Here is a 25,549-nt window from a genome sequence, read left to right as displayed (position 1 = left end):
GGCTTGGAGCGACGCTATGGAACGGAAACGGACCAGGGAGCCGGCGGACGCATGGCATATGACCGACGACCTTCATGTCGAGCACGGCAAGGGCGACCCCTTCGCGGCGGCCATCCGCGCCACGCGCATGTCGATGATCATTACCGATCCGCGCCGGCAGGACAATCCGATCGTCTTTGCAAACGACGCCTTCCTGCGCCTGACGGGTTATGAGCGCGACGAGGTTCTCGGCAGGAACTGCCGCTTCCTGCAGGGGCCGGAGAGCGACAAGGAAGCGATCGCTCAGATACGCGCCGCGATCGCCGATGAAACCGACATCAGTGTCGATATCCTGAATTACCGCAAGGACGGGTCGACCTTCTGGAACGCGCTCTACATAAGCCCTGTCTCCAACGACAAAGGCGAAATGCAGTTCTTCTTCGCCTCGCAACTTGATGTTTCGGACCGGAAGCTCTGGGAAAATCGCATCACCGCGGACAAGGAGCGTTTCGAAAAGGCCGTCAAGGAACGCACGGCTGAGCTCGAAGCGGCGCTTGAGGCGCAGACCACGCTGCTGCATGAGGTCGATCATCGGGTGAAGAACAATCTGCAGATGATCTCCTCGCTTATCCTCATGCAGAGCCGCACCGTCTCCGACGCCAACCTCAAGCGCTCGCTTGGCACGATGTTGGAGCGCATAGAGGCGCTCAGCACCGTGCACCGCCGGCTCTATCAGTCCAAGGATGTCAGCAAGTTCGATGTTTCCGACTTCGCCAAGGATCTCATCTCCGACCTGCTGACTGCTTCGGGACGTTCGGAAATCAACCCGACACTCGATCTCGAGCCCGTCGTCGTCCCGGCCGAGAAGGCGACGCCGGTGGCGCTGATGGTCAACGAACTCGTCACCAACGCGCTCAAGCATGCCTTCAAGGAAAGGCCCGACGGCACGAGATCGGGCAGCATCGGCATCAAGATGAGCCAGCCGGACGGCCATTTGAACATCGAGGTCTCGGATGACGGCGTCGGCATGGCGGGCGCCAATGGCGACGCCTCCTTCGGCATGCGGCTGATCAAGTCGCTTGCCCGCCAATTGCGTGCCGACATCGAGTGGCGCGATGCCGGTCCCGGCACTCGCGTTGTCATCTCGATGCCCAATGGACCACAGCACAAAGGGAACCTGTCATGATTGAACCGCTCAAGGTCCTGATCGTCGAGGACGAGGCGCTGCTGGCCATGGAGTTGGAGAGCCTGGTCGAGGACGCCGGGCACAGCGTCGTCGGCTGGGCAACATCGCTCGCCGAAGCAAAGGACATGGTCGATACCACGCAGGCCGATATCGCCTTTGTCGACATCCATCTCACCGACGGCCCGACCGGCATCGACGTCGCCGAATATATTGGCGACAGAAAGAACTCGATGGTCATTTTCATGACCGCCAACCCGAAGCGCATCCCCGACCACTTCGCCGGTGCGATCGGCGTCATCGCCAAGCCCTACACGATGAACGGGCTGACCTCTGCCCTGCGCTATTTGCAGGAAGGCGTGCGGCGCCCGCCGCCGAAATCGGAGCGCCCGGCGGGCTTCACCCTGTCGCCGGCCTTCAAGACGATCTGGGCGCCGGCGGCCTGAAGGCGATGGTCATGCCAGCTTCTGCCTGAGGAAGGCGATCGTCCTGCCCCAGGCGAGGTCGGCCGCCTTCTTGTCGTAGCGCGCCGCCGAGGTGTCGTTGTTGAAGGCATGGTTGGCGCCTTCATAGACATAGACCGTGTATTCGACATGGGCGGCGTCGAGTTCCTTCGTGAACGCATCGATGCCGGCATTGGTGCGCTCGTCGAGGCCGGCATAGTGCAGCAGCAACGCGGCCTTGATCTTCGAGACGTCGGCGGCCTTCGGCTGCATGCCGTAATAGGCGACGCTCGCCGCAAGGTCGGGCGCGTTGACGGCCAGCATGTTGGCCGCGCCGCCGCCCCAGCAGAAGCCGATGGCGCCGACCTTGCCGTTGCCGTCCTTGTCGCCCTTGAGGAAGGCGACCGTCGCCACGCCATTGGCCACGGTCTGCGCCGGGTCGAGCTTCCCGAACATGTCGCGCGCCTTGTCCTCGTCAGTGGGCGTGCCGCCGAGCGGCGACAGGAAATCCGGCGCGAGCGCCACGAATCCTTCCAGCGCCACGCGCCGGGCGACGTCGCGGATATGCGGGTTGAGCCCCCTGTTTTCATGGATGACGACGACCGTGCCGAGCTTGCCGGCCTGGTCCGCAGGCCTGACCAGATAGCCCTTCATCTCGCCGCCGCTGCCGGGATAGGTGATGTCCTCGCCCTTTACGCGGGCATCGTTGTCGGCGACGATCGCCGCCTGGGCCGAGTTCGCCGCCAGCATCGGCGCGATCGCGGCGGCCGCCGCGCCCGATCCGGCAAGCCTGGTCAGCTGCTCCATGAAGCGGCGGCGATCCAGCGTCAGATGCGTGTATTCGTCATAGGCATCGATCATCGCCTGGGTGATGACGGGTTTGGTGGTAACGTCGGCCATGGGCTTCCTCGATCTCGTCGCGACTGCGGTGTCCTTGCCGGTCGCAAGATAGGGGCGAGCCTCTCATCGTCCAGTCACCGGAGCGTGACATCTCGCTGCCTCGCGGCCGTCGGTCGGTCGGCCGAGGATCATCACGTTTTTGTCATCGGTGACAAATCTTGATGGCGCTGCCAGAATAGTGGGGGAAACTGGCTGGCCGGCCGCCCTCGGCGGTCACGGTCCTATAGGTCCGATCTGAAAGGAACAATGCCGATGACCATGCCCTCGCCGATCCTGGCAACCGCCTTCGTGGCAGCAGTGGCGGCCGTTCTGGCGATGCGCGCGGCCGTTGTCGCGGCAAGCCGCAAGTCCATGGTCAGGGTCCGCAGCCGCAAGCGCCAGCCCGCGAACTTGAAAACCCAAAGTTGAGGTGAAGTCATGGACGTTCAGGACATCGTGAACACCGTCTCGCAGAAGGCCGGTCTCGACCAGGCCACGACCGAAAAGGTCGTCGGCACCATTTTCTCGGTGCTCGAGCACGAGGCCGAAGGCACCAGCGCCTCCTCCTTCTTCGCCAAAATTCCGGGCGCCGATGCGCTGGCGCAGAAATATGACGTCATGGCCGCCCCGGCCGGCGGCGGTGGCGGCTTCCTGTCGTCGCTGCAGGGCGCGCTTGGCGGCGTTCTCGGCGAAAAGGCCGGCGCGTTGGTCAACGGCCTCGCGGCGCTCAAGGCCTCCGGCCTCGACTTGGCGCAGATCCAGAAGGCTGGCGAGACGCTTGTCCAGCAGGCCGAGGCGGCCGCAGGCCCCGATCTGACCAACCAAGTGCTTGGCTCGGTGCCGAGCCTAAAGAGCCATCTGGGGCTCGGCTGATCGTCGGCTCGCCGGACCCGGTAACCCCGCCTGCCTACTTCGGCAGCGCGTAGGCCATCACGTAATCGCCCGGCTTGGTGCCCACCGAGCCGTGGCCGCCGGCGACGATGACCACGAACTGGCGTCCGTCCGCGACGGTGTAGGTCATCGGCGTCGATTGCCCTCCGGCCGGCAGCCGCGCCTGCCAGAGCTGCTTGCCTGACGTCAGCTCGTAGGCGCGCAGATAGTCGTCGACCGCGGCACCCAGGAAGGCGACACCGCCGGCGGTGATCATCGGCCCGCCAATGCCGGGCACCCCGACCTTGAACGGCAACGGCAGCGGCGTCATGTCGTAGACGGTGCCGTTGCGGTGCTTGTAGGCAATCGCGCCGGTGCGAAGATCGACGCCCGCGACGTAGCCCCAGGGCGGCGCCTGGCAGGGAATGCCGAGTGGCGACAGGAACGGTCCCATCACCACCGCATAGGGCGCGCCGTCATTGCGGTTCAACCCCTGCTCGCTGCCCTTGGTGTCGCCCGGCGGCGGCACGTCGGCGCGCGGCACCAGCCGCGACGTGAAGGCAAGATAGGTCGGCATCCCGAACATCACTTGCCGCACCGGATCGACCGCCACGCCACCCCAGTTGAACGTGCCGAAATTGCCGGGATAAACCAGCGATCCCTGCAGCGAGGGCGGCGTGTAGCGGCCTTCATAGCGCAATTTGTGAAGCGCGATGCGGCACGCCAGCTGGTCGAACATGGTGATGCCCCACATATCATGCTCGGTCAGCGGCGGCGGGTTGAAGGAAAGGTCGGACGCGGGCTGCGTCGGCGATGTGTGGTCGCCCTCGACGGCGCCGCCGGGCGCCGCCACTTCCTTGACCGCAATCACCGGCTCGCCGGTGCGCCGGTCGAGCACATAAAGGTCCCCTTGCTTGGTCGGCCCGACCAGCGCGGGCACCACGGAGCCGTCGGCCTTGGTGATGTCGACCAGGCTCGGCTGCGCCGGCACGTCCATGTCCCAGAGGTCATGGTGCACGGTCTGGCGTACCCATTTCAGCTGCCCGGTGTTGAGGTCCAGGGCGGTGATCGAGGAGGAGAATTTCTCGACATTGGCACTGCGGCCCATGCCGAGCTGGTCCGGCGTCTGGTTGCCGAGCGGCACGTAGAGCAGGCCGAGCTTCTCGTCGGCGCTCGGCGTCGACCACATGTTGGGCGAGTTGGCGGTGTAGGTCTGGCCGGCCGGCAGCGGCGTCGTCTGGTCCGGATTGCCGGAATCCCAGTTCCACAGCAATTTGCCGCTGCTCGCATCATAGGCGCGGATGACGCCGGACGGCTCCTGCGTCGAATAATTGTCATTGACCGCCCCGCCGACGATGATCTTGCCGCCGGCAATCAGCGGCGCCGAGGTCGAGTAGTAATAGCCCGACTTCGGATACGGCATGCCGGTCAACAGATTGAGCGTGCCGCCCTCGGCGAAGGCCGGGCAAACCTGCCCGTTGGCGGCGTCGAGCGCGATCAGCCGCGCATCCGAGGTCGGCAGGTAGACGCGCGCCGCGCAGGGCTGGCCGGCGGCGCCCGCTGCGTCGGCATAATAGGAGACGCCCCGGCAGGTCTGGTGCTGGCGGTCCTTGTCGAGCTTGATCTTGGGATCGTAGCGCCACTTCTCCTTGCCGGTCGCCGCATCGACGGCGATGGCGAAGTTGTGCGGCGTGCAGATATAGAGCGTGTCGCCCACTTTGAGCGGTGTCACCTGATAGGTGGTCTCGCCGACATCGTCGGGGCCCTTGACGTCGCCGGTGCGATAGGTCCAGGCCGGCTTCAGGTTGGCGACGCTTTCCGGCGTGATCTGGTCGAGCGGCGAATAGCGCTGGCCGAACTGCGTGCGCCCGTAATAGTGCCATTCGCCCGCAGGCACATCGCCGCCGAGATTGGCGTTGGGGATCACCTTGTCGGTGTCGAGCGCGCCGCCGATGTCCTTCGGGTCCGTGGTCATCGAATAGCCGGCCACCGCCAGCGATGCCAGCACGGCAAGGATCAAAGGGGCTCGCCCGTCCGGACCGGCAAGGCCGCGCCGCGCCCACGGCGTCAGCAGCCACAACGCCACCAGCACGATGATGCCGCCGCGCGGGCCGAGCTCCCACCAGTCGAAGCCGGTTTCCCAGACCGCCCAGGCCAGCGTGCCGAGCACGATCGCCGCGTAGAGCCAGAGCGCCGTGGAACGGCGCCGGTAGAGCAGCCAGGCGGCGACCAAGAAGGCGAGACCGACGATGATGTAGTACCAACTGCCGCCCAGCGAAGCCAACCAGATGCCGCCGGCGCCAAGCGCCAGGCCTATGAGGAACAGAATGAGGGAGGTGATGGTGACAGCCAAGATGATACTCCTTCGACTGTTGCGCGCATGGGGCGGGCTAGGGCAACCCGGCATTGCGTGTTGCCCGTGCAACTTTCTCCCGACGGCGGCGCCTGTCAAGCGTAGGTCGCGGACCCGCGGGCAGCAACCTCGTTCCGCCTGGGATTGTTCCACAACGGCGGTTCCCATATCGGTGAAGCCGCCGTATCGGGCACTTTGCCGGAACAAAACGTAGACAGTTCTGGTCTTTCCCTCCCGAATCACTACATTCGGGGGAGATGTCCGGCTTTTCCGAAGACATGCCCTTTTTCGACGAACCCAATGCGCGGCCCACGGCCCCGTCGGGCATTGCCGCGCGCGCCATGGCTGCCCGCGGCGGCCAAAACAATGCGCCCGACTATCTCAGGGGCTTGAATCCCGAGCAGCGGCTGGCCGTGGAGACCACCGAAGGCCCGGTTCTGGTGCTGGCCGGCGCCGGCACGGGCAAGACGCGCGTGCTGACCACCCGCATCGCCCACATCCTTGCCACCGGCAGGGCCTTCCCCTCGCAGATCCTGGCCGTCACCTTCACCAACAAGGCCGCGCGCGAGATGAAGCAGCGCATCGGCATCCTGATCGGCGAAGGCAATGTCGAGGGCATGCCGTGGCTCGGCACTTTCCACTCGATCGGGGTGAAGCTGCTGCGCCGCCACGCCGAGCTTGCCGGCCTGAGGTCCGATTTCACCATCCTCGACACCGACGACGTCGTGCGCTTGATCAAGCAGCTGATCCAGGCCGAGGGCCTGGACGACAAGCGCTGGCCCGCGAAACAGTTCGCCCAGATGATCGACGGCTGGAAGAACAAGGGCCAGGGTCCGGCCGATATCGCCGAAGGCGATGCGCGCAGCTTCGCCAACGGCAAGGGCCGCGAGCTCTACAAGGCCTATCAGGAGCGGCTGCAGACGCTGAACGCCTGCGATTTCGGCGATCTGCTCTGCCACCCGATCCGCATCCTCCGCGCCAATCCCGATGTGCTGAAGGACTATCACCGGCGGTTCAAATACATCCTCGTCGACGAGTACCAGGACACCAACACCGCCCAATACATGTGGCTGCGGCTTCTGGCGCAGAGGCCGAGCGGACCACAACCAGCGCGAAGTGGTTCTCCGGGTGGGCGCGTTCCAAGTTTTTCCGGTGTTTCAGGTAGAACGGAAGCGGCTAGCTATAGACCCGCAACTCCAGAGGACGAATCAACAGTTTCGGCCGAAGGCCGCAAGCCCGACCGGGCGTCCGAGCCGTTGCGAGGCCCCCGCGGAGGGCCCGCGCCGGCAGGCGCGGAACAGCCCGTGAGCGAAAACAAAGTCAATATCTGCTGCGTCGGCGATGACGACCAGTCGATCTATGGCTGGCGCGGTGCCGAGGTCGACAACATCCTGCGCTTCGACAAGGATTTTCCGGGCGCCACCATCATCCGGCTGGAGCGCAACTACCGCTCGACCGCGCACATACTGGGCGCCGCCTCCCATCTCATCGCCTACAATGAGGGCCGTTTCGGCAAAACGCTGTTCACCGACCGCAACGATCCGGAGGACGGCAAGGTCAACGTCCACGCCGCCTGGGATTCGGAGGAGGAAGCCCGCGCCATCGGCGAGACCATCGAGGCCTACCAGCGCCAGAAGCACAATTTGAACGACATGGCGATCCTGGTCCGCGCGTCCTTCCAGATGCGCGCCTTCGAGGACCGCTTCATCACGCTCGGCCTTAACTACCGCGTCATCGGCGGTCCGCGTTTTTACGAGCGCATGGAAATCCGCGACGCGCTGGCCTTCTTCCGCGTCGTCGCCAACAGCACCGACGACCTCGCCTTCGAGCGCATCGTCAATGTGCCCAAGCGCGGCTTGGGCGAAGCGACCATCCGCCAGATCCACGACACCGCGCGCGCCTTGCGCATCCCGATGCTGGAGGCGGCGGGTACACTGGCGGAAAGCGACGAGCTGAAGCCGAAACCGCGCGCCGCGCTGCGCGAGGTCGCGGCCAATTTCGAACGCTGGCAAAAGGCGCTGGAAACCACGCCGCACACCGAACTCGCCGAGACCATTCTCGAGGAGAGCGGCTACACCGACATGTGGAAGAACGACCGCTCGGCGGAAGCCCCCGGGCGGCTTGAGAACCTGAAGGAACTGATCCGTTCGATGGAGGAGTACGAATCGCTGCGCTCCTTCCTCGAACATGTCGCGCTGGTCATGGATGCCGAGCAGAATGCCGGGCTCGATGCCGTCTCCATCATGACGCTGCATTCGGCCAAGGGCCTCGAATTCGAGACCGTCTTCCTGCCCGGCTGGGAAGAAGGCCTCTTTCCCCATCAGCGCGCACTCGACGAAGGCGGCCGCTCGGGGCTCGAGGAAGAGCGGCGTCTCGCCTATGTCGGGCTGACGCGGGCCAAGAAGAACCTGCATATCTGGTTCGTCTCCAACCGCCTCATCCACGGGCTCTGGCAATCGACCATCCCGTCGCGCTTCCTCGAGGAACTGCCGGAAGCCCATGTCGAGGTCGCCGAAGCCGGCAACTCCTATGGCGGCTACGGCAATCCCTATGGCGGCGGCTCGTTCGCATCCGGCCGTGGCGGCGGCCAGGGGGCGGGAAGACAGAGCCCCTATGGCGCCTCGCGCTTCGACAATATCGGCGGCAATTCGGGCGGCGGGGAAAAATCCGGCGCCTTCTCCAACACCTATTCGACGCCGGGCTGGCAGCGCGCGCAGGCCAACCGCACCGAGGCGACCGACCGCAACTGGGGCACGCGCTCGGGCCATCAGGTCGAACGCATCGGCTATGGGGAAACAGACTCCGGCTACGGCGCCGGCCGCACCAGCGTCAAGGGCCGCACCATCGATGGCGAGCTGGTCGCCAAATCCGTCTCCGACACGCCGTCCGCCTTTAGCGTCGGCGACCGCGTCTTCCACCAGAAATTCGGCAACGGCAACATTTCAGCCATCGAGGGCAACAAGCTGACCATCGACTTCGATAAGGCCGGCCAGAAGCGCGTACTGGACGGGTTTGTGCTGCCAGTGTGAGGCTGCCAGCCTCGAAGGCTGACGTCCGGCCTCAATCCACCTTCTTCTCGCCCTTCTCCCCGGCCTTCACGATATCCCCCGTCGTAAACAGGATTTCCTTCAGTTCCACGCGCCAATCCGTCTTCTGGCGCAGCAGGAATTCGAGGTCCATGCCGAAATGCTTGAACTCCTCGCTCTGTGCGTTCTTCATGATCGCCTTGGCCTGCGGGTTCTTCTCGACCGACATGCGCTGTTCGTACCAGCTGATCGCTTCCGCCTCCTCGATCAGCGAGGTGATCATGCGGGCAAAGGTCCGCACTTCCTGCGACAGCTCTTCCGGCGGTTCGTGGTACTGGTCGAAACCCATGTCGTCCTCCCTCAACGGCTCGCGGATGGAGCCAGGCATTGGCCCGCATCCATGAATGCGTGGGACGCGCCGCAGGTTCCGAGATCACGGCCACAATTCGGGATGATGGATCCGCGAACTATCTCACGACACCGGCGCCGCGCCGCCCTCTTCGGTGCGCCGGGCGATGAACGCGTCGAGCACGCCTGACGCGGCGGCCGCCGCGGCCGGCGGCTCGAAATCGGCAAGGGTGCGCTTCCAGATGCCGGTGGCGCGTTCGGTGGCGGTCTTCGAGCCGCTTTGCGTCCAGTTGCCGAAATTCGACCAGTCGGCCACCAGCGGCTCGTAGAAGGCGGTGCGGTAGCGCGCCATGGTGTGGCCGGCCGAGAAGAAGTGGCCGCCCGGCTGCACTTCGGCGATCGCCTCGAAGCCTATTGCGTCGTCGTCACCGGGGGTCGCCGCACAAAGTTCCGCGACCGTCTGCAGCGCCTCGATGTCGGTGACCAGCTTTTCCAGGGAAACGCTCAAGCCCCCTTCCAGCCAGCCGGCCGCGTGGATGCAGACGGTGGCGCCCGACAGCACCGAGCCCCATAGCGCGAACTGCGTCTCGTGCGCGGCCTGCGCGTCCGAAATGTTGGCCGCGCTGCCGCCGCCCGAGCGCCAGGGCAGACCGGTGAAGCGCGCCAGCTGGCCTGCACCCAGTGTCGCCTTCACGTGCTCCGGCGTGCCGAAGGCCGGTGCGCCCGATTTCATGTCGACATTGGAGGAGAAGGAACCATAGACCACCGGCGCGCCCGGCCGCACGATCTGCGCCAGCGTCAGCCCGGCCAGCGCTTCGGCATGCTGCAAGGTCAGCGCGCCGGCCACCGTGATCGGCGCCATCGCACCCGCCAGGCAGAACGGCGTGATGATCAGGACCTGGCCCGCCTTGGCGAAATCGATGATGCCTTGCGCCATCGGAATGTCGAGCTGGCGCGGCGAGTTGGTGTTGATGACGGTGTAGCAATGCGCGCCCGAGCGGAACTCGTCCTCGGACAGCCCGCGCGCCAGCCTGATCATCTCGAAACTGTCATCGACCTGCGGCGTGCCACGCGCGAACACGAACGGAAATTTGTCCGACAGAGTCAGCTGCGCCCGGTTGACGGCATAGTGGCGGAAACGATTGTCGATGTCCTGCGGTTCGATGCACGGCCCCAGCATGTGCAAGACGTCGAAATGCTGCACCAGCTTGATCAACTCCTCGAAGGCGACCAGCGTCCCGGGCCGCCGGCCGCGCTCGAGATCGGTGACATTGGGCGCGCCGGAGCCCGCCAGGAACGTCATCGAGCCCAGTTCGAGCGACAGGTCGCGATCGCGCGCTCCGGCATAAGCGTGGATCGATCGCGGCGCCGAGGCTAAGGCTACCGCCACCATGTCGCGGCCTATACGCACCATGTCGGTGTCGGGGTCGACCAGGGCGCCGGCGCGGGCGAGCACCTCGCGCGCCTCGGGCAGCAGCACCTTGATGCCCAGTTCTTCCAGCACGCGCAGCGCCGTGCCGTGGATCGACGCCACCTGGTCGTCGGAAAAGATCGGCTGCGGCAGGAACGGATTCTTCAGCGACCGGTAATTGGGCTTGCGGCTTGATTCGCTGCCCGCCTCGCCCATGCGTCCCCGCCGGCGTTCGCGCCTTGTATCCCGTGCAGCGTCATCGACCATCAGAAACTCCTCCTCATTGCCGCATCGCCCTGCCCTGGGGACTGTAGGGCGAAGCCGCGATGACCCGCGCCGTCCGTTCGACGCCGACAATGTGCACGCAAAGCGCCATCCCCTCCCCGGCGAAATCGTCGTCCACCAACGCCAGCGCGACGCTCTTGCCGATCGTGGTAGCCAAATCCACCCGAGGCGCCGACAAAGCCACCCCCGATAACCACTGCGCGACAGTGCGGCTTCAACCCTCCCGGTCAGTTCGAAGCCGGCATCATATCCGTACTAGACATAAGTGCCTATTATGCCAGGGACGCTCCATGGGAGGTCACCAATTCCCGCTCTCCTGGTTTTTATCTGCACATGGAGAGACCGGGCGGACCCGTATGGCGCACTGTCACGCAAGCATCATGTTGACGCCTTAGATCGCTTTCGGGGAGGCACGCGCGGCATCATCGATGCGGCACCTCTTTTTCATTTTTCCTTCGGCCGCTCCGGCGTGCTTCGTCACAAAGAGGATTGTCCATGAAACACCTGCACCGAACCGCCTCGCTCGGCGTCGCGCTGGCCTTGTTCACCGCCCTCACCCCGGCGCTTGCCGATGGCGTGGCCTACATCAACAAGGGCCTCGTCGGCGTCGGCCGCATCCCGGCCGACCAGCGCGACAAGTTCGGCGAGACCTTCGGCTCGGGCTCGGGCATGGCGATCGACATTTCGGGCTGGACGCATGATGCCGGCACCTACAAGGGATCGCTCTGGCTACTGCCCGACCGGGGCTACAATGTCGCCGGCACCACCGACTACCGGCCGCGCCTCAACACCATCGCCATCGAGTTCACGCCTGTCGCGCCGGGCGCTGCTCCCGCAGCCGGCCAGGAGCAGACGGGCGTCAAGGCGACGCTTGCCGACACCATGCTTCTCACCGACGACAAGGGCGCCGATGCCACCGGCCTCGATCCGCTGTCGGACGTACGCGCCGCGGCCGGCGACATGCCCATGCTGCCCGTCGCCACCAATGGCAAGCTCGCGCTCGACAATGAAGCCATCGTGCGGCTGCCGGACGGCTCGATGTTCATCTCCGACGAGTACGGCCCCAACATCTACAGATTCTCCGCGCAAGGCCGCCTGATGTCGGCGACCCAGCCGCCTGCGGCTCTCGTGCCGATGCGCAAGGGAGCGCCGAACTTCTCCTCCGACAATCCCGGCCCGGGCGCCGCCGACCCTGATCCGAAGGATCCCGAAACCGGGCGCCAGAACAACCAGGGCCTCGAAGGCATGGCGATGACGCCGGACGGCAAGTTCCTGATCGCCGTGCTGCAGTCGGCGCCCCGGCAGGATGGCGGCGATTCACCCTCGACACGGCAGAACACGCGGGCGCTGGTCTATGATGCCTCCGACCTCGCCCATCTGAAGCTCGCGCATGAATATGTCGTGCCGCTGCCGGTGTTCAAGGATGCCAAGGGCAAGACCAAAATCGCCGCGCAGAGCGAGATCGTGGCGCTTTCGGACACATCCTTCCTGATGCTGGCGCGCGACAGCGGCAACGGCCAGGGCCTGAAGAAGGGTGACGCTTCGCTCTACCGCCAGATCAACATCGTCGACGTCTCCGGCGCGACCGACATCGCGGGCGGCGCCTTCGATGCGGCCGACAAGCCGGTCGCCCCCAAGGGCGTGCTTGATCCCTCGGTGACGCCGGCCAAGCTGACGCCGTTCATCGACATCAACGACGCCACCGCGCTTGGCCACTTCGGCCTGCATAATGGCGGCGCGAAGGACCACAACGAGCTTTCGGAGAAGTGGGAAGCGATGTCGTTGGCCAGCGTCCTCGATCCCAAGCTGCCCGACGACTATTTCCTGTTCGTCGGCAACGATAATGACTTCCTCGCCCAGGACGGCTTCCAGGTCGGCGCCGCCTACAAGGCCGATGACGGCGCCGATGTCGACACCATGTTCCTGGTCTATCAGGTCACGCTGCCGGGTCTCGGCAAGAAGTAAGGATCACTGCTCAAGCGGGCGCGCCTGGCGCGTCCGCCTGTGCAGGTCGTGAAGGCCTACTTCAGGAATTCCGCGTCCTTCGGCACACCGGCATCGATCGGCTCGGCCGTCCTGCTCGACACGGCGATGATCTTGCCGGCGGCCGACAGGTTGGGCCGCACGAAGACCCGAGCGGGAGGTCGATGACGTCCTGGTTCATAAGCGCACGCAGCCGGACGACGCGTTCTTGCCGATCGAATTCCGTTCCGGCGAGCCTGACCGATCGACGGTCACTGCGCCTCGGCGCAGGGTGCATCTCGGTCCGGCCTGCGATATCGTCGCGGGCCAGAGTCACATTTGCCAGGTTGGCTGCCATGGACGAAAAAATGCCCGCACGCCGGCGTACCGGCGACCTGACCAGCGGCCCGATCCCGCGCACGCTGCTGCTCTTCGCCTTGCCGGTGCTCGGCTCCAACGTGCTGCAATCGCTGAACGGCTCGGTCAATGCCGTCTGGGTGGGCCGCTTCCTCGGCGAGTCGGCGCTGACCGCGACGTCCAACGCCAACCTCGTTCTGTTCCTGATCCTCGGCACGGTGTTCGGCATCGGCATGGCGGCCACCATCCTGGTGGCGCAGTCGGTCGGCGCCCGCGACCTGCCCGAGGCGCGCCGCATCGTCGGCACCAGCGCCACCTTCTTCTTCCTCGTTTCAGTGGTGTTCGCGGTCTGCGGCTGGATCTGGGTCGATGCCATCCTGGGCGCGCTCGGCACGCCGGCCGATGCCTTGCCGCTCGCACGCTCCTACCTGCGCATCATCTTCGTCGCCGTGCCGATGATGAACCTTCTGTCCTTCGTCATGACCGTGCTGCGCGGTGCGGGCGATTCACGCACCCCCTTCATCTTCATGGCGCTGGCGGTCGTGCTCGACATCGTGCTCAATCCCCTGCTCATCCGCGGCATCGGCCCGTTTCCTGAACTCGGCATCGCCGGTTCCGCCACCTCGACCCTGATCGGCCAGACCGTGAGCGTCGTCGCCATCCTCGTCGTGCTCTACGCGCGCAAGCATCCGTTGCGGCTGGCCGGCGCCAATCTCGTCCTGCTGCGCCCGGATCCGGCGCTGCTGCGCATCGTCGTCTTCAAGGGCGTGCCGATGGGCCTGCAGATGATCGTCATCTCGGCGGCCGCCCTGACGGTGATGGGCATCGTCAACTCCTATGGTTCGCAGGTCGCCGCCGCCTACGGCATCGCCGCGCAGCTCTGGACCTACATCCAGATGCCAGCGCTCGCCATTGGCGCCGCGGTCTCTTCCATGGCGGCGCAGAATGTCGGCGCCGGCCACTGGGACCGGATCGGCCGCATCGCCGCCTCTGGCGTCGGTTTCAACCTTGTCCTGACCGGCGCCCTCGTCGCGCTGCTATGGGTCTTCGACCGTTCGATCCTGAGCCTGTTCCTGAGCAGCGACAGCGCGGCGATCGATATCGCCGCGCATATCAACACGGCCGCGTCCTGGTCGTTCATCCTGTTCGGCATCACCATCGTGCTGTTCGCCACGGTGCGCGCCACGGGTGCCGTGATGCCGCCGCTGATCATCCTGGTGATCTCGGTGCTCGTCGTGCGCACCGGCTTTGCCTATTACATGCGCGGCGTGATCGGCGAGGAAGCGCTGTGGTGGAGTTTTCCGGCCGGTTCGATCACGTCTCTGATCCTGGCCGCGATCTATTACCGCTTCGGCGGCTGGCGCAGCTTGCACATGATCGAGAACAGGCCGGCTGCCGGCGAGCCGCCCGACACCGGGCTTGGCGTGCCGCGCCAGCGCGCGAACATGGCGCCTGAAACGCCGAACGGCTGATGCCGCCCGCCTTGCCGGCGTGCCTTGCCGGGCTGGCGCGGCGGCCTCAGCGCTTCTGTCTGAGCCCGAAGGCGAGCGCCACCAGCGCGAACGCGATGATCATGGCCGCGAAGGCCAGGCTCGCGGCGACAGCACTGGCATAGGTCGACACGACGCCGATGCCGATGACAGGCAAGGCGTTGCCGACAAAGCAGCAGACGAAGAAACTGGACACGACCTCGGCGCGGCGATCCCGCGGCGCGATCTCGTTCACCACTTGCAGGCCGCCGCGATAGCCGAGCGCTGCCGCCACGCCGCAGCAGGCCGTCGCCGCGATCATCAGCGCCATCGAGGCCAGCATCTGCGCCGCCACCACAAGCACGGCGCTTGGGATCATCAAGGCCAGCGCGGCCAGCATCGCCTTGCTGCTCCCCATCCGCGCCAGCGCCACGATGCTGATCGCCGCGACCATCGCCAGTTCGAAGAACAGCGCACCGGCCACGGCGTGGTTGGCCTCATGCAGTTGCTGCGCCAGGATACTCGGCGCAACCGCCGCATAGAAACCGACCAGCGCCATCGCGCCAAAGCCGGTCACCGCCGGCGCCACGAAGCGCGAACGGATCTGCGCCGGCACGGAAAGCCGCGGCCGCATGGAGACCTTGCCAAGGCCGCCTGGCTTCATCACCGTTTCGCGCGTGCGCCAGACCATGATCGTCACCACCGCGAGCGTCGCCAGATAGACAATGAAGACCAGACGCAATGGCCACGGCTCGTATTGGGCCAGCAGCCCCGAAACAAGCGCCCCGAAACCGAGGCCGAGAAAGTTGGTGCTGGTGGCGATGACGCTGGCGCGCGACCTGCCGGCCTCTGGAAGAAGCTCGGCGATCCACGCGGTTCCCGTCCCGGCGCCCACGCCGATGCCAAGTCCGCTCAGGATCCGCGCAACATCGAGCGACGCGACATTGCCGGCAAACAGGAACACAACCGCGCTGATGACGGCGACGATCATGGCTGCAAGCGCCGCCGGCCGGCGCCCGACGACATCCGAAACGCTGCCGAACACCAGCAGGGCGCCGAGATTGCCGACGACATAGACCGCGTAGATCAGCGTCAAGGTGATTTGCGAAAAGCCGAATTGCTGCTTGTAGACGATATAGAGAGGCGTCAGCACCGTGCTGCCGGCAAACAGCACCGCGATCATCGCCGCGACAGTCGGGATCGCGAGGACGTCGCTGCCGGCTTCGTTCTGAGTTTGCGTCAGATCGCGAAAGGCCATGGCCAACCTCGTCACCAGGTTCAGGGGTCGCGACGTTAACGCCTCCTCACCGCCGACGTTCCGGTCGATGGCCAGGCTCCTGACACCACGCTGGGCGTTGCCCGGCCAGCAAGCCGATGATCGCAAAAAATGGCTCGGGGCCAGCGGCCCGATCCATCACGGCATCCTTGCCGTACTAGGCGCAATCAGTCCTGTTTGCAGAAAAAACCGGGCCTACTTGCAGGAGAAACCAGGTGCGATCTTGCACTTGCCGGGACGCGGCTTGTGCGGAGGGCGGTGGTGGGGAGGACGGTGATGGGGCCGATGATACCAGTGCGGCGGCCGATGCGGCGGGCGCACGATGATAACCGGCGGATGCACGACTTGGGTCCGCGAGAGATAGCCGGAACTGGCCCAGCCGCTGACACCGCCGCCATGGATCCTGCACCAGCCCGGCTGACAGCCGGTCACGTAGACCCTGAGACCGGCCGGCAACGTCCCGACCTTGGCGTATCCCGCGCCAGGTCCGGTACGCACGTTGAGGCTCGTCGTCGTGTGGGCGCCGTAGGCGAAGGCCGCGGCGGACGTCCCGAAGACGGCGGCCAGAATGGTCGCTATCGCAAGCAGAAATCGAAATCTCATCAGTCCCTCCATCGAGCGCCGGCCGTTCGACTGCTTCGGCCGGGACTGCATCGCAAGGGGAGAGGCTGGGCAGGGAAAAGTCAACAAGTTACCAAGGCCAATCACCACGATCACCGATCCGGGTGGAAGTTTCCCCTGATATAGTTGAGGAATTTTGCGTACGCCGTTTATCGGCATGCCAACATCCGCTAACGAGTTACTATCTTTCGGCAATTCGTCGCGGACCGAGGTGGTGATCATGGGCAAGGGCAGGGTCGAGGCATTCACCGACGGCGTGGTGGCGATCATCATCACCATCATGGTGCTGGACTTGAAGGTTCCGGAAGGCGAGGATTTTTCGGCGCTGCTGCCGCAGTGGCCGGTCTTCCTGTGCTACGTGCTTTCGTTCATCAATGTCGGCATCTACTGGAACAATCTGCACAACATGTTCCATACCGTGCAGCGTGTCGACGGCCGCGTGCTGTGGGCGAACCTGCATCTGCTGTTCTGGTTGTCCCTGATGCCGGTGACGACCGCCTTCATGGGCGAGAACCATTTCGCCGCGGCTCCGGTCGCGGTCTATGGTTTTGACCTTGTAATGTGTGCGACCGCCTACAGCATCCTGGTCATTGCGCTGCATCGGCTGCATGGGCCGGACACCGCATTCGCCAAGGCAATCGGCCGCGATCGCAAGGGAAGGATTTCGCTCGCCGTCTACATAGCGGCCGTTGGGCTGACCTTCCTCGACCGGTGGATCGGCGTGGCGCTCTATGTCGCCGTCGCCCTGATCTGGCTGGTGCCGGACACGCGCTTTGCGCGGGTGATCGAAAAATAGCCATCTGCCTGACGCAATCCGGCAGGGCAAACCGCTTCACACGTTTCGTGGAATTGCCTAACCGCGCATCGCCTTCAGCTTTTCCGCCACGGAAGCGGCCAGATCGGCGTAGCGCTCTTCCAGCCGCTCCGCCACCTTGATGATCGAGAAATCATGGCCGAACTTTTCCAGCGCCATGCGCAGTTTCTCGACGAACTCGGCCTGTTGCTCGAGCGCCGAAAACAGAGTCTTCAGCTGGGCTTCGCTGATATCGGGGTTGGCCAGCATCTGCGGCACCTCGCGCCCCATCCGGTCGCCGGTGGCGGTCTGTTCCTTCAGAATTGCAACCCAATCCGTCAATCGGAAATCTCCTTTTTGGCGTCGTAGCATGCGCAGCCCCGACCGGGCCGGTCAACCCGACAAGCCCGACGGAGGCTTGCGCAGGCCCGTTCCGGCGCTAAGTTCGGCGCCATCAAAAAAGGAAACCATCGCCGATGATCGCCGACACCGAGATCCAGACCGCCCTGCCAGCGCTTGCCCCTGGCAACACCGCCGTCATCACCGGCGCCGCCAGCGGCATCGGCCTTGCCGCGGCCAAACGGCTGGCGCTGATGGGCATGAAGATCGTGCTGGCCGACATTGGCGGGCCGCGCCTCGACGATGCCGCGCGGGCCGTCTCCGCGATTGCCGGTGACGACGCCGTGCTTGCCGTCGCATCGGACGTTTCGAAGGCCGATGAGGTCGATCGCCTCGCCGACCGGGCATTCGGCGCCTTCGGCGAGGTCTCGCTGCTGATGAACAATGCCGGTGTCGGCGACAACCCCGGAAAGCCCTGGGAAAACCGCGACGGCTGGAAGCGGCTGCTCGACATCAATTTCTGGGGCGTGGTGCATGGCGTCGAAGCTTTCGCGCCGCGCATGCTGGCGTCGGCCAAGCCGGGCCTGATCGTCAACACCGGCTCCAAGCAAGGCATCACCACACCGCCTGGCAACCTCGCCTACAACGTTTCCAAGGCTGGCGTGAAAACCTTTACCGAGGGCTTGGCGCATGCGCTGCGCAATGAACCCGGCGCCCGCCTGTCGGCGCATCTGCTCATCCCCGGCTTCACCTATACCGGCCTGACCGAGGGCGCGACCGAAAAGCCGGCGGGAGCGTGGACGGGCGAACAGGTGATCGATTTCATGCTGGAATCGCTGGTCGGGGGCGACTTCTATATCCTGTGTCCCGACAATGAGACGGCGCGACCCATGGACGAAAAGCGCATGGCCTGGGCGATCGGCGACATCATCGAAAACCGCCCTGCCCTGTCGCGCTGGCACCCCGGCCACAAGGATGCATTCGCAGCGTTCATGAAGCGATGAGCATGTCCCGAACATGGCCGCTGTGCGGATCACATAACTCGAACACCGGCGGAACACTCGAGATTGACCGCGGGTTCAGCCGCCGGCGCTTCGTGCTACCTCTTTTTTCGGTTTGCGTTTTGCCGCCACGACTTTCTTTGCGGCCATGGTCGCGACTTTGTCGTCATGCCGCTTCGCCGCGACCTCGCATTTGGCGCGGATCTCCTGGACCTCGGCTTCAGTCAGGTGCTCGATGCCGATGAAGGTGTTTTTGGCCTCGCTGACCCGTATCAACTCGTCGAGCTTGGCCTGGATCGCGGCGCCGTCCCGATTCTGGGTGTTTTGGATGAGAAACACCATCAGGAAGGTGATGATCGTGGTTCCGGTGTTGATCACCAACTGCCAGGTGTCGGAAAAATTGAAGAACGGCCCGCTCACCGCCCAGACGATAACGATCAGGCAACACACCGCAAATGTCAGCGGCAGTCCGGTGAGATGGGCAATCTGGTTGGCGAATTTGGTGAAAAGCTTCTCGATCATGTGGTCCCTCAAAACAGCGCCGCGTCATGCGGTCCGCCGGAAGAAACAACCAGCAGCCATTTCGGGTTCCCGCCGGTAAAAAATACGACCCACGCAATCGAATGCACGCAAAGCGCGCATCTGGAACAAAACACACCTTATCGGTTTAAGGTCATTGTAGCCGTGCAGGCAAAGAGCCTGTTCCTTCCGCTTCACAGCGGTTTACCTCCAGCCCCTTCCGCTGCGCCACCCCCGCATGGCGGAAGGGGTTTCATTCCGTCAGACGGCGTCGTTTTCCCAGCGGTCGAGGAAAGCCTCGATCGGCATTGCCTGCATGTCGGGAACCGCCCTGGCGAGTTTCTCGACGGGCCAGTCCCACCAGGCGAGAGCTTCGATGCGTGCCGCTATTTCAGGGGCAAAGCGCTGCTTGAGCGGCTTCGCCGGCACGCCGGCAACGATCGTGTAGGACGGCACGTCCCGCGTCACCACCGCATTGGCGCCGACGACGGCGCCATTGCCAATGGCGATCCCAGGCAAGATGACCGCGCCATGGCCGATCCACACATCATGGCCGATGGTCACGGCCTTCGACCGCCGCCGGTCGCGGAACGCGGCATCGACGCCCAGCCAGCGGAAATACTCGTTCGGCCGGTAGCTGACCTTGTGCTGGGTCAGCCGCTCGATCGGATGCTCCAGCGCATTGATGCGGCTGTTGGCGGCGATCGAGCAAAATTTGCCGATCGTCGTATAGATCGCCTCGGCATGGCGTTCGAAATAGGAGAAATCGCCGACGATGACCTCGCGCAGCACGACGCGTTCGCCGATCGCGGCGTAGCGGCCAAGCTTGCAGCCCTTCATCTCAGCGGTTGGATGAATGCGCGGCTCGGGATCTTTCGCAACGAGATCTTCAGAACGGTCCATGCCGGCGGCTTTACGTCAGAGCGATTGGTCCCGCAAGCGGCGCGAATCGTCAGTCGGAACGGACAGGGTAGAGTTCGACCCGCCTATTTCGGCTTGCCGTTGCTCCACAGCACATTCTGGCCATAGAGCGGCACCGTCGTAACCGACATCTTGGCCGAGCCGTTCTGGACTTGGCGTGAATGCGACAGATAGATCAGGGTCTCGTTGGCCTTGTCGTAGATGCGGTTCACCACCTGCTTCTTCCAGATCAGGCTGATGCCTTGCTTGAAAACCTCCTCGCCGCCTTCGCTCGTATCAATATCCCCGATAGTGATCGGACCGGTCTGACGGCAGGAGATCGAGGAATCACTGGGATCCTCGAACCAGTTGCCCTTGTGCAAGCGGTCGATGACGCTGCGATCGAAATAGGAAACGTGGCAGGTCACGCCCTCCACTTTCGGATCCTTGATCGCCTCGACGATGATGTCGTTGCCGATCCAGTCGACGCCGACCTTGCCGACTTCCTCGGCGGTGGCGCTACCGGCGGCAAGCACGACACACGCGGCCAAGGCACCGCCGATCAGTTTTCGCCCAATCAAGCCTCGTCCTATCAATCCTGGCCCAGTCAATCCCGGCAAAGAATCCTCCTGCGGTTCGAGTTGCCGGGGTCTCAGGTGGGGCCAAGGCTGGCACATTGCAAGCCGGAAGGTCGGATCAAACCGCAGGCATCCGCCACAGCCGGTTGCGTCAACGCGGCATCTTTGCGTGTACCCCGTCGAACCGCTAAGACTGTGGCCGACAACGGGTGCATGGTTTTGGCCGGCGCACCGTGACATTACGGACGGACTTTTTTGATGATGCGTTCTATCCTGGTCGGCATTCTCGTTCTGATGGCGGCCGGCATCGGCTGGCTGACTTTCGACTGGTATCGCGGTCACTATGGCGGCGAACCGTTCGGCGCGCCCTTTACCCTGGTCGACCAGAAAGGCGCACCGATCACCGAAGCCGCTTTCCGGGGCCAGCCCAGCGTCGTCTTCTTCGGCTTCACCCACTGCCCCGAAGTTTGCCCGACCACGCTGTTCGAACTCTCCGGCTGGCTGAAGACGCTCGGCGACGACGGCAAGAACCTGCATGCCTATTTCGTATCGGTCGATCCGGAGCGCGATACGCCGCCGGTGATGAACGCCTATGTCAGCAATTTCTCCGACCGCATCACCGGCATTACCGGCGATCCGGACAAGGTCCATGCCATGGCCAAGGCGTTCGGCATCTATTGGAAGAAGGTCGATACCGGCGACGGCGACTACACCATGGACCACACCGCCTCGGTCCTGCTGCTCAACGCCAAGGGCGACTTCGCGGGCACGATCGCCTATGGCGAGAATGCCAGCACCGCCGTGGAGAAGCTGAAGCGCCTCGCCGCGAAGGGCTGACAAGAATTCACATGACCCAGACGCGGCTCCATTTCACCACCGGAAAGATCGAGGCCGAGCGCATCTTCGCGGCGCTCGAAACGGCCTTCGAGGATGAGGGCCTGCCGATCGCCGTGCTGGAGGTCGATGAAGAGGCCGACATCCACGAGGTCTCGCTCTACGCCGATGGCGACGTCGAAGCGGTCGAGGCGCGGCTGAAGGATGTTCTCGCCGGCCTCGCTTTGTCGAGACCGGTCCAGCGCGAAGCGCTGCCCGACATCGACTGGGTGGCACGGTCCCTGGAAGGGTTGAAGCCGGTGCGCGCCGGCCGTTTCTTCGTCCACGGCGCGCATGACAGCAGGAAGCGCCACAGCGGCGAACTCGCCATCGAGATCGAGGCGGGCCTTGCCTTCGGCACCGGCCATCATGGCACCACCGCGGGCTGCCTCGAAATGCTGGAGAAAGTCGTGCGGCGCGAGCACCCGCGCAACGCGCTCGACCTCGGTACCGGCAGTGCGGTGCTGGCGATCGCCGTCGCCAAGCTGGCACATATTCCGGTGCTGGCCACCGACATCGATCCGGTCGCGGTCAAGGTCGCCGCCGCCAATGCGCGTCTGAATCACGTCAAAGGCCTGATCGAGACGGTGACCGCGCCTGGCTTTCACCACCCGATCTTTGCCAGGCGCGCGCCCTTCGACCTCATCGTCGCCAACATATTGGCGCGGCCGCTGATGCGGCTGGCACCGCAAATGGCAGGGCATGTCACGCTTGGCGGCTCGATCGTGCTGTCAGGCATTCTCGACCGCCAGCGCGCCGCTGTGATCTCGGCCTATGTCGGCCAGAATTTCCGCCATGTCAGTACGTTGCACCGCGAAGGCTGGGTGACGATCCATCTCAAGCATTGAGGCCGGCAAGGCGGTTGCCGGCCCTCAACGGTCCCGGTTGCTGGACTTCGATGCGTGTCGGCAAGAGAATGCCGCCGCCCCTTCATCCATGGCTGGACCAGCCTCATTTGGTTGTCACCCGGCGGACGCTGTAGCAGTTTGCACCAGCCGGAAATCGATTCCGCTTTCCAGGCCCATAGGTTACGGTCGCGCGGATCCCAAGGAGGCCCCATCATGTTCCAGAGCTTCGATTCCACGGGCGACCCGGCAGTCGGCAAACCGCGCGTGGCGCTGCTGCGCCAGTGGCTGGGCGCCAATGGCCTCGATGGCTTCATCGTTCCGCGCGCTGACGAGCACCAGGGCGAATACGTCGCCGACCGGTCGGCACGGCTGAAATGGCTGACCGGCTTCAGCGGCTCGGCCGGCGTCGCCATCGTGCTGCGCGACCGTGCCTTCGTCTTTGTCGACGGGCGCTACACGCTGCAGGTGCGCAATGAGGTCGATCTCGGCATCTTTTCGATCGAAAGCCTGGTCGACAATCCGCCCGCCGTCTGGCTCAAGGACAACATCGGCAAGGGGGCGCGGCTGGGCTTCGATCCCTGGCTGCACACCATCGGCGAGGTCAAGGCGCTGCAGGCCTCCGCCGACAAGACCGGCGCGGTGCTGGTGCCGCTCGACAGGAACCCGATCGACATCATCTGGAAGGATCAGCCCGCCGCACCCGTGACCCCGATCGAGCTTCATCCGATCGGCTTTGCCGGCGAACTCGCCAAGGACAAGCTGGCGCGGCTGGCGACGGCGATCGGCAAGGACGGCGCCACCCATGCGGTGCTGACCGACCCATCATCCATCGCCTGGGCCTTCAACATCCGTGGCGGTGACGTGCCGCACACGCCGCTGGCGCTCGGCTTCGCCATACTCGCCGCCGACGGGTCGCACCAGCTTTTCATCGATCGGCGCAAGTTCTCGCGCCAGGTGGCGGCCTACCTCACCCAGCTCGCCGATCCGCATGAGCCCGGCGAGTTCGAAGCGGCGATCGCCGCACTTGCGAAAAGCGGCGCGAAAATCGCGCTCGATCCGGTGCTGGCCGCCGACCGGCTGCGCATGCTGGTCGAGGACAATGGCGGCACGGTGATTGCCGCGCCCGACCCTGCCCGCATTCCGCGCGCCACCAAGAACCAGGCCGAGATCAACGGCTCGCGCGCCGCGCATCGCCGCGACGGCGCGGCGGTGGCCAAGCTGTTGTGCTGGCTGGAGCGCCAGAAACCCGGCTCACTCGACGAAATCGCGGTTGTCACCAGGCTCGAAGAAACCCGCCGGCAGACCGGCGAGGAAACGCAGATGCCGCTGCGCGACGTCTCTTTCGACACCATTTCGGGCGCCGGCCCGAACGGCGCCATCATGCATTACCGCGTCTCGCGCGCCACCAGCCGCAAGCTCCAGGCCGGTGAGCTGTTCCTGCTCGATTCCGGCGCGCAATACCAGGACGGCACGACAGACATCACCCGCACCGTGCCGATCGGCCAGCCGACCGAAGAGATGCGCGAGCGCTTCACGCTGGTGCTCAAAGGCATGATCGGCATTTCCACGCTGCGCTTCCCCGCCGGCACGCGCGGCTCGGAGATCGACGCCGTCGCCCGCATGGCGCTGTGGAGGCATGGCTGCGACTTCGCCCATGGCACCGGCCACGGTGTCGGCTCATACCTGGCCGTCCATGAGGGTCCGCAGCGCATCGCCCGCACCGGCACCGAAAAGCTGCTCGAAGGCATGATGCTGTCGAACGAGCCCGGCTACTACAAGGAAGGCGCCTACGGCATCCGCATCGAGAACCTCATCCTGGTGACGCCGGCCGAACAGATCGAGGGCGGCGACATCGCCATGCACGGTTTCGAGACGCTGACGCTGGCCCCGATCGACGTCAGGCTGGTGCGATCGGATCTGCTGACGCGAGACGAATTGCACTGGCTCGACTCTTACCACGCCCGCGTGCTGGCCGAGATCGGTCCGATGCTCGACGGCGAAACGCTGGCCTGGCTCGAAAAGGCAACGGCACCGCTGCCGCACGATGCGAAGATTTGATTTTCTGAAGCGCTGAAGGGCTCGAGGTTCAGGCCAGACCGGTTCGAAAACGGTTGATACGGAGAACCGGATTGGAGCACCGAAGCGCAGCTATCAGCCGTCTGCGGGCCGGAATCACCTGGATATCGATACGCCCTACCCGACGAACTGCCGCGCTACGATCAACACCGCCGCGCCCGCCAGAAACATCGCCATCAGCCCGCCACGCAGCGCCACCAGCGCGGAGACGACCAGCGCTGCCCACTCCGCCGGGCCTGCGCCGAGCGCCGCCGGCGCCACCAGCGTCGTCAGCACCGCCGCAGGCACGGCGTTGAGCCCGGCCTCGACCCGCGGATGGATGTGATCGAAACGCGAGATGACCAGATGCCCGCCAATACGGGTGAGATAGGTGGCGATGGCGCCGGCGATGATGATCCAGAAGGTCGTGCTCATGGCCTTGTCTCCACACCGCTGTGATGCGGCGGCAGGACGACGGCGAGCAACACACCGGCGATGGCGCCGATCGAAACGTGCCAGGGCGAACCCACTGTCTTGTAGGCGATGATCGAGGCGCAGGCACTGGCGACGACCACCGGCAGCCACAGCGGCCGCTTGCGGAAGCCCATCACGAGGCCAAGGAAATAGATCGGCAGCAGGAAATCGATGCCCAGGGCATGGGGATCGGGAATGAGCTTTCCAAACAGCGCGCCGAGCGCGCTTTCGATGGTCCAGAATACATAGACCGGCAGCCCAAGTCCCAGATACCAGGCAAAGCCGACGGTCTGGCCCGACTGGGCCCTGGCCTCGGCGACGGCGAATTGCGGATCGGTGAGGATGAAGAAACCGAGCGCCTGCTGCACCCCGGACCAGTGCGCGATGCGCCGGCCAATGCCGGCGGAATAGAGCACGTGGCGGAAATTGACGGCGAAGATCGACAGCACGATCAGCCACGGCGCGACATGCTGGCCGAACAGTTCTATGCCGACCATCTGGCTGGCGCCGCCGAAGATCAGCGCGCTCATCAGGAAGGCTTCGAAAACGGAAAAGCCGTTGTCGACGGCGATCGCGCCGAACAGCAGCCCGAACGGCGCCGCCGCCACCACGACCGGCATGGAGAGCCGTACGCCTTGCCAGAAATCGCTTTTCGCGCCGTTCTCGGAAATTGCTTGCGCCGACATGTCTCTCCCCGATCAGAGGGC

Annotated in this window: 25 protein-coding genes; 12 read left to right on the top strand and 13 right to left on the bottom strand. The window is 64.7% G+C overall.

Annotated features, from left to right (window positions below; all coding sequences use genetic code 11):
• Nucleotides 1–58: 58 nt before the first annotated feature.
• A complete protein-coding gene (locus LB554_RS05960) occupies nucleotides 59–1,165 on the top strand; it encodes a sensor histidine kinase (RefSeq protein ID WP_167331122.1) in 1,107 nt (368 codons plus the stop codon).
• On the top strand, nucleotides 1,162–1,608 hold the full coding sequence (locus tag LB554_RS05955) for a response regulator (RefSeq protein WP_015317245.1): 447 nt from the start codon (nucleotides 1,162–1,164) through the stop codon (nucleotides 1,606–1,608). Before LB554_RS05960 ends, LB554_RS05955 begins: the two co-directional genes overlap by 4 nt.
• 9 nt (nucleotides 1,609–1,617) lie before the next feature.
• On the opposite strand, the gene LB554_RS05950 is transcribed toward LB554_RS05955, so the two are convergent.
• Nucleotides 1,618–2,505, bottom strand: coding sequence for a dienelactone hydrolase family protein (locus tag LB554_RS05950; protein WP_224583529.1), 888 nt, complete (start codon nucleotides 2,503–2,505; stop codon nucleotides 1,618–1,620).
• A gap of 252 nt (nucleotides 2,506–2,757) precedes the next feature.
• Here LB554_RS05950 and LB554_RS05945 point away from each other — a divergent pair, with 252 nt between their 5' ends.
• Together LB554_RS05945 and LB554_RS05940 are read left to right on the top strand one after the other, a co-directional pair.
• A complete protein-coding gene (locus LB554_RS05945; RefSeq protein ID WP_181171173.1) occupies nucleotides 2,758–2,913 on the top strand; it encodes a hypothetical protein in 156 nt (51 codons plus the stop codon).
• A gap of 9 nt (nucleotides 2,914–2,922) precedes the next feature.
• Nucleotides 2,923–3,357: a hypothetical protein gene (locus LB554_RS05940; protein ID WP_015317242.1), complete on the top strand. Its 435-nt coding sequence runs from the start codon at nucleotides 2,923–2,925 to the stop codon at nucleotides 3,355–3,357.
• Nucleotides 3,358–3,391: 34 nt separating this feature from the next.
• Here the strand turns inward: LB554_RS05940 and LB554_RS05935 are convergent, their stop codons facing one another.
• Entirely contained in the window at nucleotides 3,392–5,707 is a 2,316-nt protein-coding gene (locus LB554_RS05935; protein ID WP_318013197.1) for a glucose/quinate/shikimate family membrane-bound PQQ-dependent dehydrogenase, read from the bottom strand.
• Between the two features lie 257 nt (nucleotides 5,708–5,964).
• Here LB554_RS05935 and LB554_RS05930 point away from each other — a divergent pair, with 257 nt between their 5' ends.
• Nucleotides 5,965–8,736, top strand: a complete 2,772-nt coding sequence (locus LB554_RS05930) for an ATP-dependent helicase (protein WP_224583527.1) — start codon at nucleotides 5,965–5,967, stop codon at nucleotides 8,734–8,736.
• Nucleotides 8,737–8,767: 31 nt separating this feature from the next.
• Here the strand turns inward: LB554_RS05930 and LB554_RS05925 are convergent, their stop codons facing one another.
• The 3 genes from LB554_RS05925 to LB554_RS05915 form a co-directional block, all read right to left on the bottom strand.
• Nucleotides 8,768–9,082: a hypothetical protein gene (locus tag LB554_RS05925; protein WP_140661187.1), complete on the bottom strand. Its 315-nt coding sequence runs from the start codon at nucleotides 9,080–9,082 to the stop codon at nucleotides 8,768–8,770.
• A 123-nt stretch (nucleotides 9,083–9,205) separates the two neighbouring features.
• A complete protein-coding gene (locus LB554_RS05920) occupies nucleotides 9,206–10,759 on the bottom strand; it encodes a trimethylamine methyltransferase family protein (protein ID WP_224583526.1) in 1,554 nt (517 codons plus the stop codon).
• Between the two features lie 13 nt (nucleotides 10,760–10,772).
• Nucleotides 10,773–10,940, bottom strand: a complete 168-nt coding sequence (locus LB554_RS05915) for a hypothetical protein (protein ID WP_224583525.1) — start codon at nucleotides 10,938–10,940, stop codon at nucleotides 10,773–10,775.
• 332 nt (nucleotides 10,941–11,272) lie between these two features.
• On the opposite strand from LB554_RS05915, the gene LB554_RS05910 reads away from it, so the two are divergent.
• Both LB554_RS05910 and LB554_RS05905 read left to right on the top strand, forming a co-directional pair.
• Nucleotides 11,273–12,742 (top strand): esterase-like activity of phytase family protein, encoded by a 1,470-nt coding sequence (locus tag LB554_RS05910; RefSeq protein WP_224583524.1) that lies wholly within the window; start codon nucleotides 11,273–11,275, stop codon nucleotides 12,740–12,742.
• Between the two features lie 353 nt (nucleotides 12,743–13,095).
• Nucleotides 13,096–14,568: an MATE family efflux transporter gene (locus LB554_RS05905; RefSeq protein WP_411962611.1), complete on the top strand. Its 1,473-nt coding sequence runs from the start codon at nucleotides 13,096–13,098 to the stop codon at nucleotides 14,566–14,568.
• Nucleotides 14,569–14,614: 46 nt separating this feature from the next.
• On the opposite strand, the gene LB554_RS05900 is transcribed toward LB554_RS05905, so the two are convergent.
• Together LB554_RS05900 and LB554_RS05895 are read right to left on the bottom strand one after the other, a co-directional pair.
• Nucleotides 14,615–15,823 carry an MFS transporter gene (locus LB554_RS05900; RefSeq protein ID WP_224583522.1) on the bottom strand — a complete coding sequence of 403 codons (1,209 nt, stop codon included), beginning with the start codon at nucleotides 15,821–15,823 and terminating at the stop codon, nucleotides 14,615–14,617.
• A 213-nt stretch (nucleotides 15,824–16,036) separates the two neighbouring features.
• Nucleotides 16,037–16,444: an SH3 domain-containing protein gene (locus tag LB554_RS05895; protein ID WP_224583521.1), complete on the bottom strand. Its 408-nt coding sequence runs from the start codon at nucleotides 16,442–16,444 to the stop codon at nucleotides 16,037–16,039.
• 238 nt (nucleotides 16,445–16,682) lie between these two features.
• Between LB554_RS05895 and LB554_RS05890 the strand changes: the two genes are divergently transcribed.
• A complete protein-coding gene (locus LB554_RS05890; RefSeq protein WP_224583520.1) occupies nucleotides 16,683–17,258 on the top strand; it encodes a TMEM175 family protein in 576 nt (191 codons plus the stop codon).
• 57 nt (nucleotides 17,259–17,315) lie between these two features.
• On the opposite strand, the gene LB554_RS05885 is transcribed toward LB554_RS05890, so the two are convergent.
• Nucleotides 17,316–17,597, bottom strand: coding sequence for a hypothetical protein (locus tag LB554_RS05885; RefSeq protein ID WP_224583518.1), 282 nt, complete (start codon nucleotides 17,595–17,597; stop codon nucleotides 17,316–17,318).
• A gap of 134 nt (nucleotides 17,598–17,731) precedes the next feature.
• On the opposite strand from LB554_RS05885, the gene LB554_RS05880 reads away from it, so the two are divergent.
• Nucleotides 17,732–18,598, top strand: coding sequence for an SDR family NAD(P)-dependent oxidoreductase (locus tag LB554_RS05880; RefSeq protein ID WP_140615657.1), 867 nt, complete (start codon nucleotides 17,732–17,734; stop codon nucleotides 18,596–18,598).
• 75 nt (nucleotides 18,599–18,673) lie between these two features.
• On the opposite strand, the gene LB554_RS05875 is transcribed toward LB554_RS05880, so the two are convergent.
• From LB554_RS05875 to LB554_RS05865, 3 genes are all read right to left on the bottom strand, one after another.
• On the bottom strand, nucleotides 18,674–19,117 hold the full coding sequence (locus LB554_RS05875) for a low affinity iron permease family protein (protein ID WP_181166289.1): 444 nt from the start codon (nucleotides 19,115–19,117) through the stop codon (nucleotides 18,674–18,676).
• A gap of 258 nt (nucleotides 19,118–19,375) precedes the next feature.
• Nucleotides 19,376–20,017 (bottom strand): DapH/DapD/GlmU-related protein, encoded by a 642-nt coding sequence (locus tag LB554_RS05870; protein WP_224583516.1) that lies wholly within the window; start codon nucleotides 20,015–20,017, stop codon nucleotides 19,376–19,378.
• Between the two features lie 83 nt (nucleotides 20,018–20,100).
• Complete coding sequence (locus LB554_RS05865; RefSeq protein WP_224583515.1) at nucleotides 20,101–20,595, bottom strand: CreA family protein; 495 nt, start codon at nucleotides 20,593–20,595, stop codon at nucleotides 20,101–20,103.
• Nucleotides 20,596–20,850: 255 nt separating this feature from the next.
• Between LB554_RS05865 and LB554_RS05860 the strand changes: the two genes are divergently transcribed.
• The 3 genes from LB554_RS05860 to LB554_RS05850 all read left to right on the top strand — a co-directional run bounded on the left by LB554_RS05860 (nucleotide 20,851) and on the right by LB554_RS05850 (nucleotide 24,371).
• Nucleotides 20,851–21,429: an SCO family protein gene (locus LB554_RS05860; protein ID WP_015317227.1), complete on the top strand. Its 579-nt coding sequence runs from the start codon at nucleotides 20,851–20,853 to the stop codon at nucleotides 21,427–21,429.
• A gap of 11 nt (nucleotides 21,430–21,440) precedes the next feature.
• Nucleotides 21,441–22,313: a 50S ribosomal protein L11 methyltransferase gene (locus LB554_RS05855; RefSeq protein ID WP_224583513.1), complete on the top strand. Its 873-nt coding sequence runs from the start codon at nucleotides 21,441–21,443 to the stop codon at nucleotides 22,311–22,313.
• Between the two features lie 213 nt (nucleotides 22,314–22,526).
• The gene (locus LB554_RS05850; RefSeq protein WP_224583511.1) at nucleotides 22,527–24,371 is read left to right on the top strand and encodes an aminopeptidase P family protein; all 1,845 of its coding nucleotides are present in this window, start codon (nucleotides 22,527–22,529) and stop codon (nucleotides 24,369–24,371) included.
• A 135-nt stretch (nucleotides 24,372–24,506) separates the two neighbouring features.
• On the opposite strand, the gene LB554_RS05845 is transcribed toward LB554_RS05850, so the two are convergent.
• Nucleotides 24,507–24,803 (bottom strand): AzlD family protein, encoded by a 297-nt coding sequence (locus tag LB554_RS05845; RefSeq protein WP_023769676.1) that lies wholly within the window; start codon nucleotides 24,801–24,803, stop codon nucleotides 24,507–24,509.
• On the bottom strand, nucleotides 24,800–25,528 hold the full coding sequence (locus LB554_RS05840) for an AzlC family ABC transporter permease (RefSeq protein WP_140726132.1): 729 nt from the start codon (nucleotides 25,526–25,528) through the stop codon (nucleotides 24,800–24,802). Before LB554_RS05840 ends, LB554_RS05845 begins: the two co-directional genes overlap by 4 nt.
• Nucleotides 25,529–25,549: the final 21 nt, after the last annotated feature.

Source organism: Mesorhizobium sp. CO1-1-11 (assembly GCF_020164995.1).
GTDB classification, from domain to species: domain Bacteria; phylum Pseudomonadota; class Alphaproteobacteria; order Rhizobiales; family Rhizobiaceae; genus Mesorhizobium; species Mesorhizobium australicum.
This window is presented reverse-complemented; position numbering and strand designations above follow the sequence as displayed.

What these genes read in the sequence shown, in the direction of transcription:
- LB554_RS05960 (WP_167331122.1), top strand. Translation starts at nt 59, where the DNA reads ATGACCGACGACCTTCATGTCGAGCACGGCAAGGGCGACCCCTTCGCG.
- LB554_RS05955 (WP_015317245.1), top strand. Translation starts at nt 1,162, where the DNA reads ATGATTGAACCGCTCAAGGTCCTGATCGTCGAGGACGAGGCGCTGCTG.
- LB554_RS05950 (WP_224583529.1), bottom strand. Translation starts at nt 2,505, where the DNA reads ATGGCCGACGTTACCACCAAACCCGTCATCACCCAGGCGATGATCGAT.
- LB554_RS05945 (WP_181171173.1), top strand. Translation starts at nt 2,758, where the DNA reads ATGACCATGCCCTCGCCGATCCTGGCAACCGCCTTCGTGGCAGCAGTG.
- LB554_RS05940 (WP_015317242.1), top strand. Translation starts at nt 2,923, where the DNA reads ATGGACGTTCAGGACATCGTGAACACCGTCTCGCAGAAGGCCGGTCTC.
- LB554_RS05930 (WP_224583527.1), top strand. Translation starts at nt 5,965, where the DNA reads ATGTCCGGCTTTTCCGAAGACATGCCCTTTTTCGACGAACCCAATGCG.
- LB554_RS05925 (WP_140661187.1), bottom strand. Translation starts at nt 9,082, where the DNA reads ATGGGTTTCGACCAGTACCACGAACCGCCGGAAGAGCTGTCGCAGGAA.
- LB554_RS05920 (WP_224583526.1), bottom strand. Translation starts at nt 10,759, where the DNA reads ATGGTCGATGACGCTGCACGGGATACAAGGCGCGAACGCCGGCGGGGA.
- LB554_RS05910 (WP_224583524.1), top strand. Translation starts at nt 11,273, where the DNA reads ATGAAACACCTGCACCGAACCGCCTCGCTCGGCGTCGCGCTGGCCTTG.
- LB554_RS05905 (WP_411962611.1), top strand. Translation starts at nt 13,096, where the DNA reads ATGGACGAAAAAATGCCCGCACGCCGGCGTACCGGCGACCTGACCAGC.
- LB554_RS05900 (WP_224583522.1), bottom strand. Translation starts at nt 15,823, where the DNA reads ATGGCCTTTCGCGATCTGACGCAAACTCAGAACGAAGCCGGCAGCGAC.
- LB554_RS05895 (WP_224583521.1), bottom strand. Translation starts at nt 16,444, where the DNA reads ATGAGATTTCGATTTCTGCTTGCGATAGCGACCATTCTGGCCGCCGTC.
- LB554_RS05890 (WP_224583520.1), top strand. Translation starts at nt 16,683, where the DNA reads ATGGGCAAGGGCAGGGTCGAGGCATTCACCGACGGCGTGGTGGCGATC.
- LB554_RS05880 (WP_140615657.1), top strand. Translation starts at nt 17,732, where the DNA reads ATGATCGCCGACACCGAGATCCAGACCGCCCTGCCAGCGCTTGCCCCT.
- LB554_RS05875 (WP_181166289.1), bottom strand. Translation starts at nt 19,117, where the DNA reads ATGATCGAGAAGCTTTTCACCAAATTCGCCAACCAGATTGCCCATCTC.
- LB554_RS05870 (WP_224583516.1), bottom strand. Translation starts at nt 20,017, where the DNA reads ATGGACCGTTCTGAAGATCTCGTTGCGAAAGATCCCGAGCCGCGCATT.
- LB554_RS05860 (WP_015317227.1), top strand. Translation starts at nt 20,851, where the DNA reads ATGATGCGTTCTATCCTGGTCGGCATTCTCGTTCTGATGGCGGCCGGC.
- LB554_RS05855 (WP_224583513.1), top strand. Translation starts at nt 21,441, where the DNA reads ATGACCCAGACGCGGCTCCATTTCACCACCGGAAAGATCGAGGCCGAG.
- LB554_RS05850 (WP_224583511.1), top strand. Translation starts at nt 22,527, where the DNA reads ATGTTCCAGAGCTTCGATTCCACGGGCGACCCGGCAGTCGGCAAACCG.
- LB554_RS05845 (WP_023769676.1), bottom strand. Translation starts at nt 24,803, where the DNA reads ATGAGCACGACCTTCTGGATCATCATCGCCGGCGCCATCGCCACCTAT.
- LB554_RS05840 (WP_140726132.1), bottom strand. Translation starts at nt 25,528, where the DNA reads ATGTCGGCGCAAGCAATTTCCGAGAACGGCGCGAAAAGCGATTTCTGG.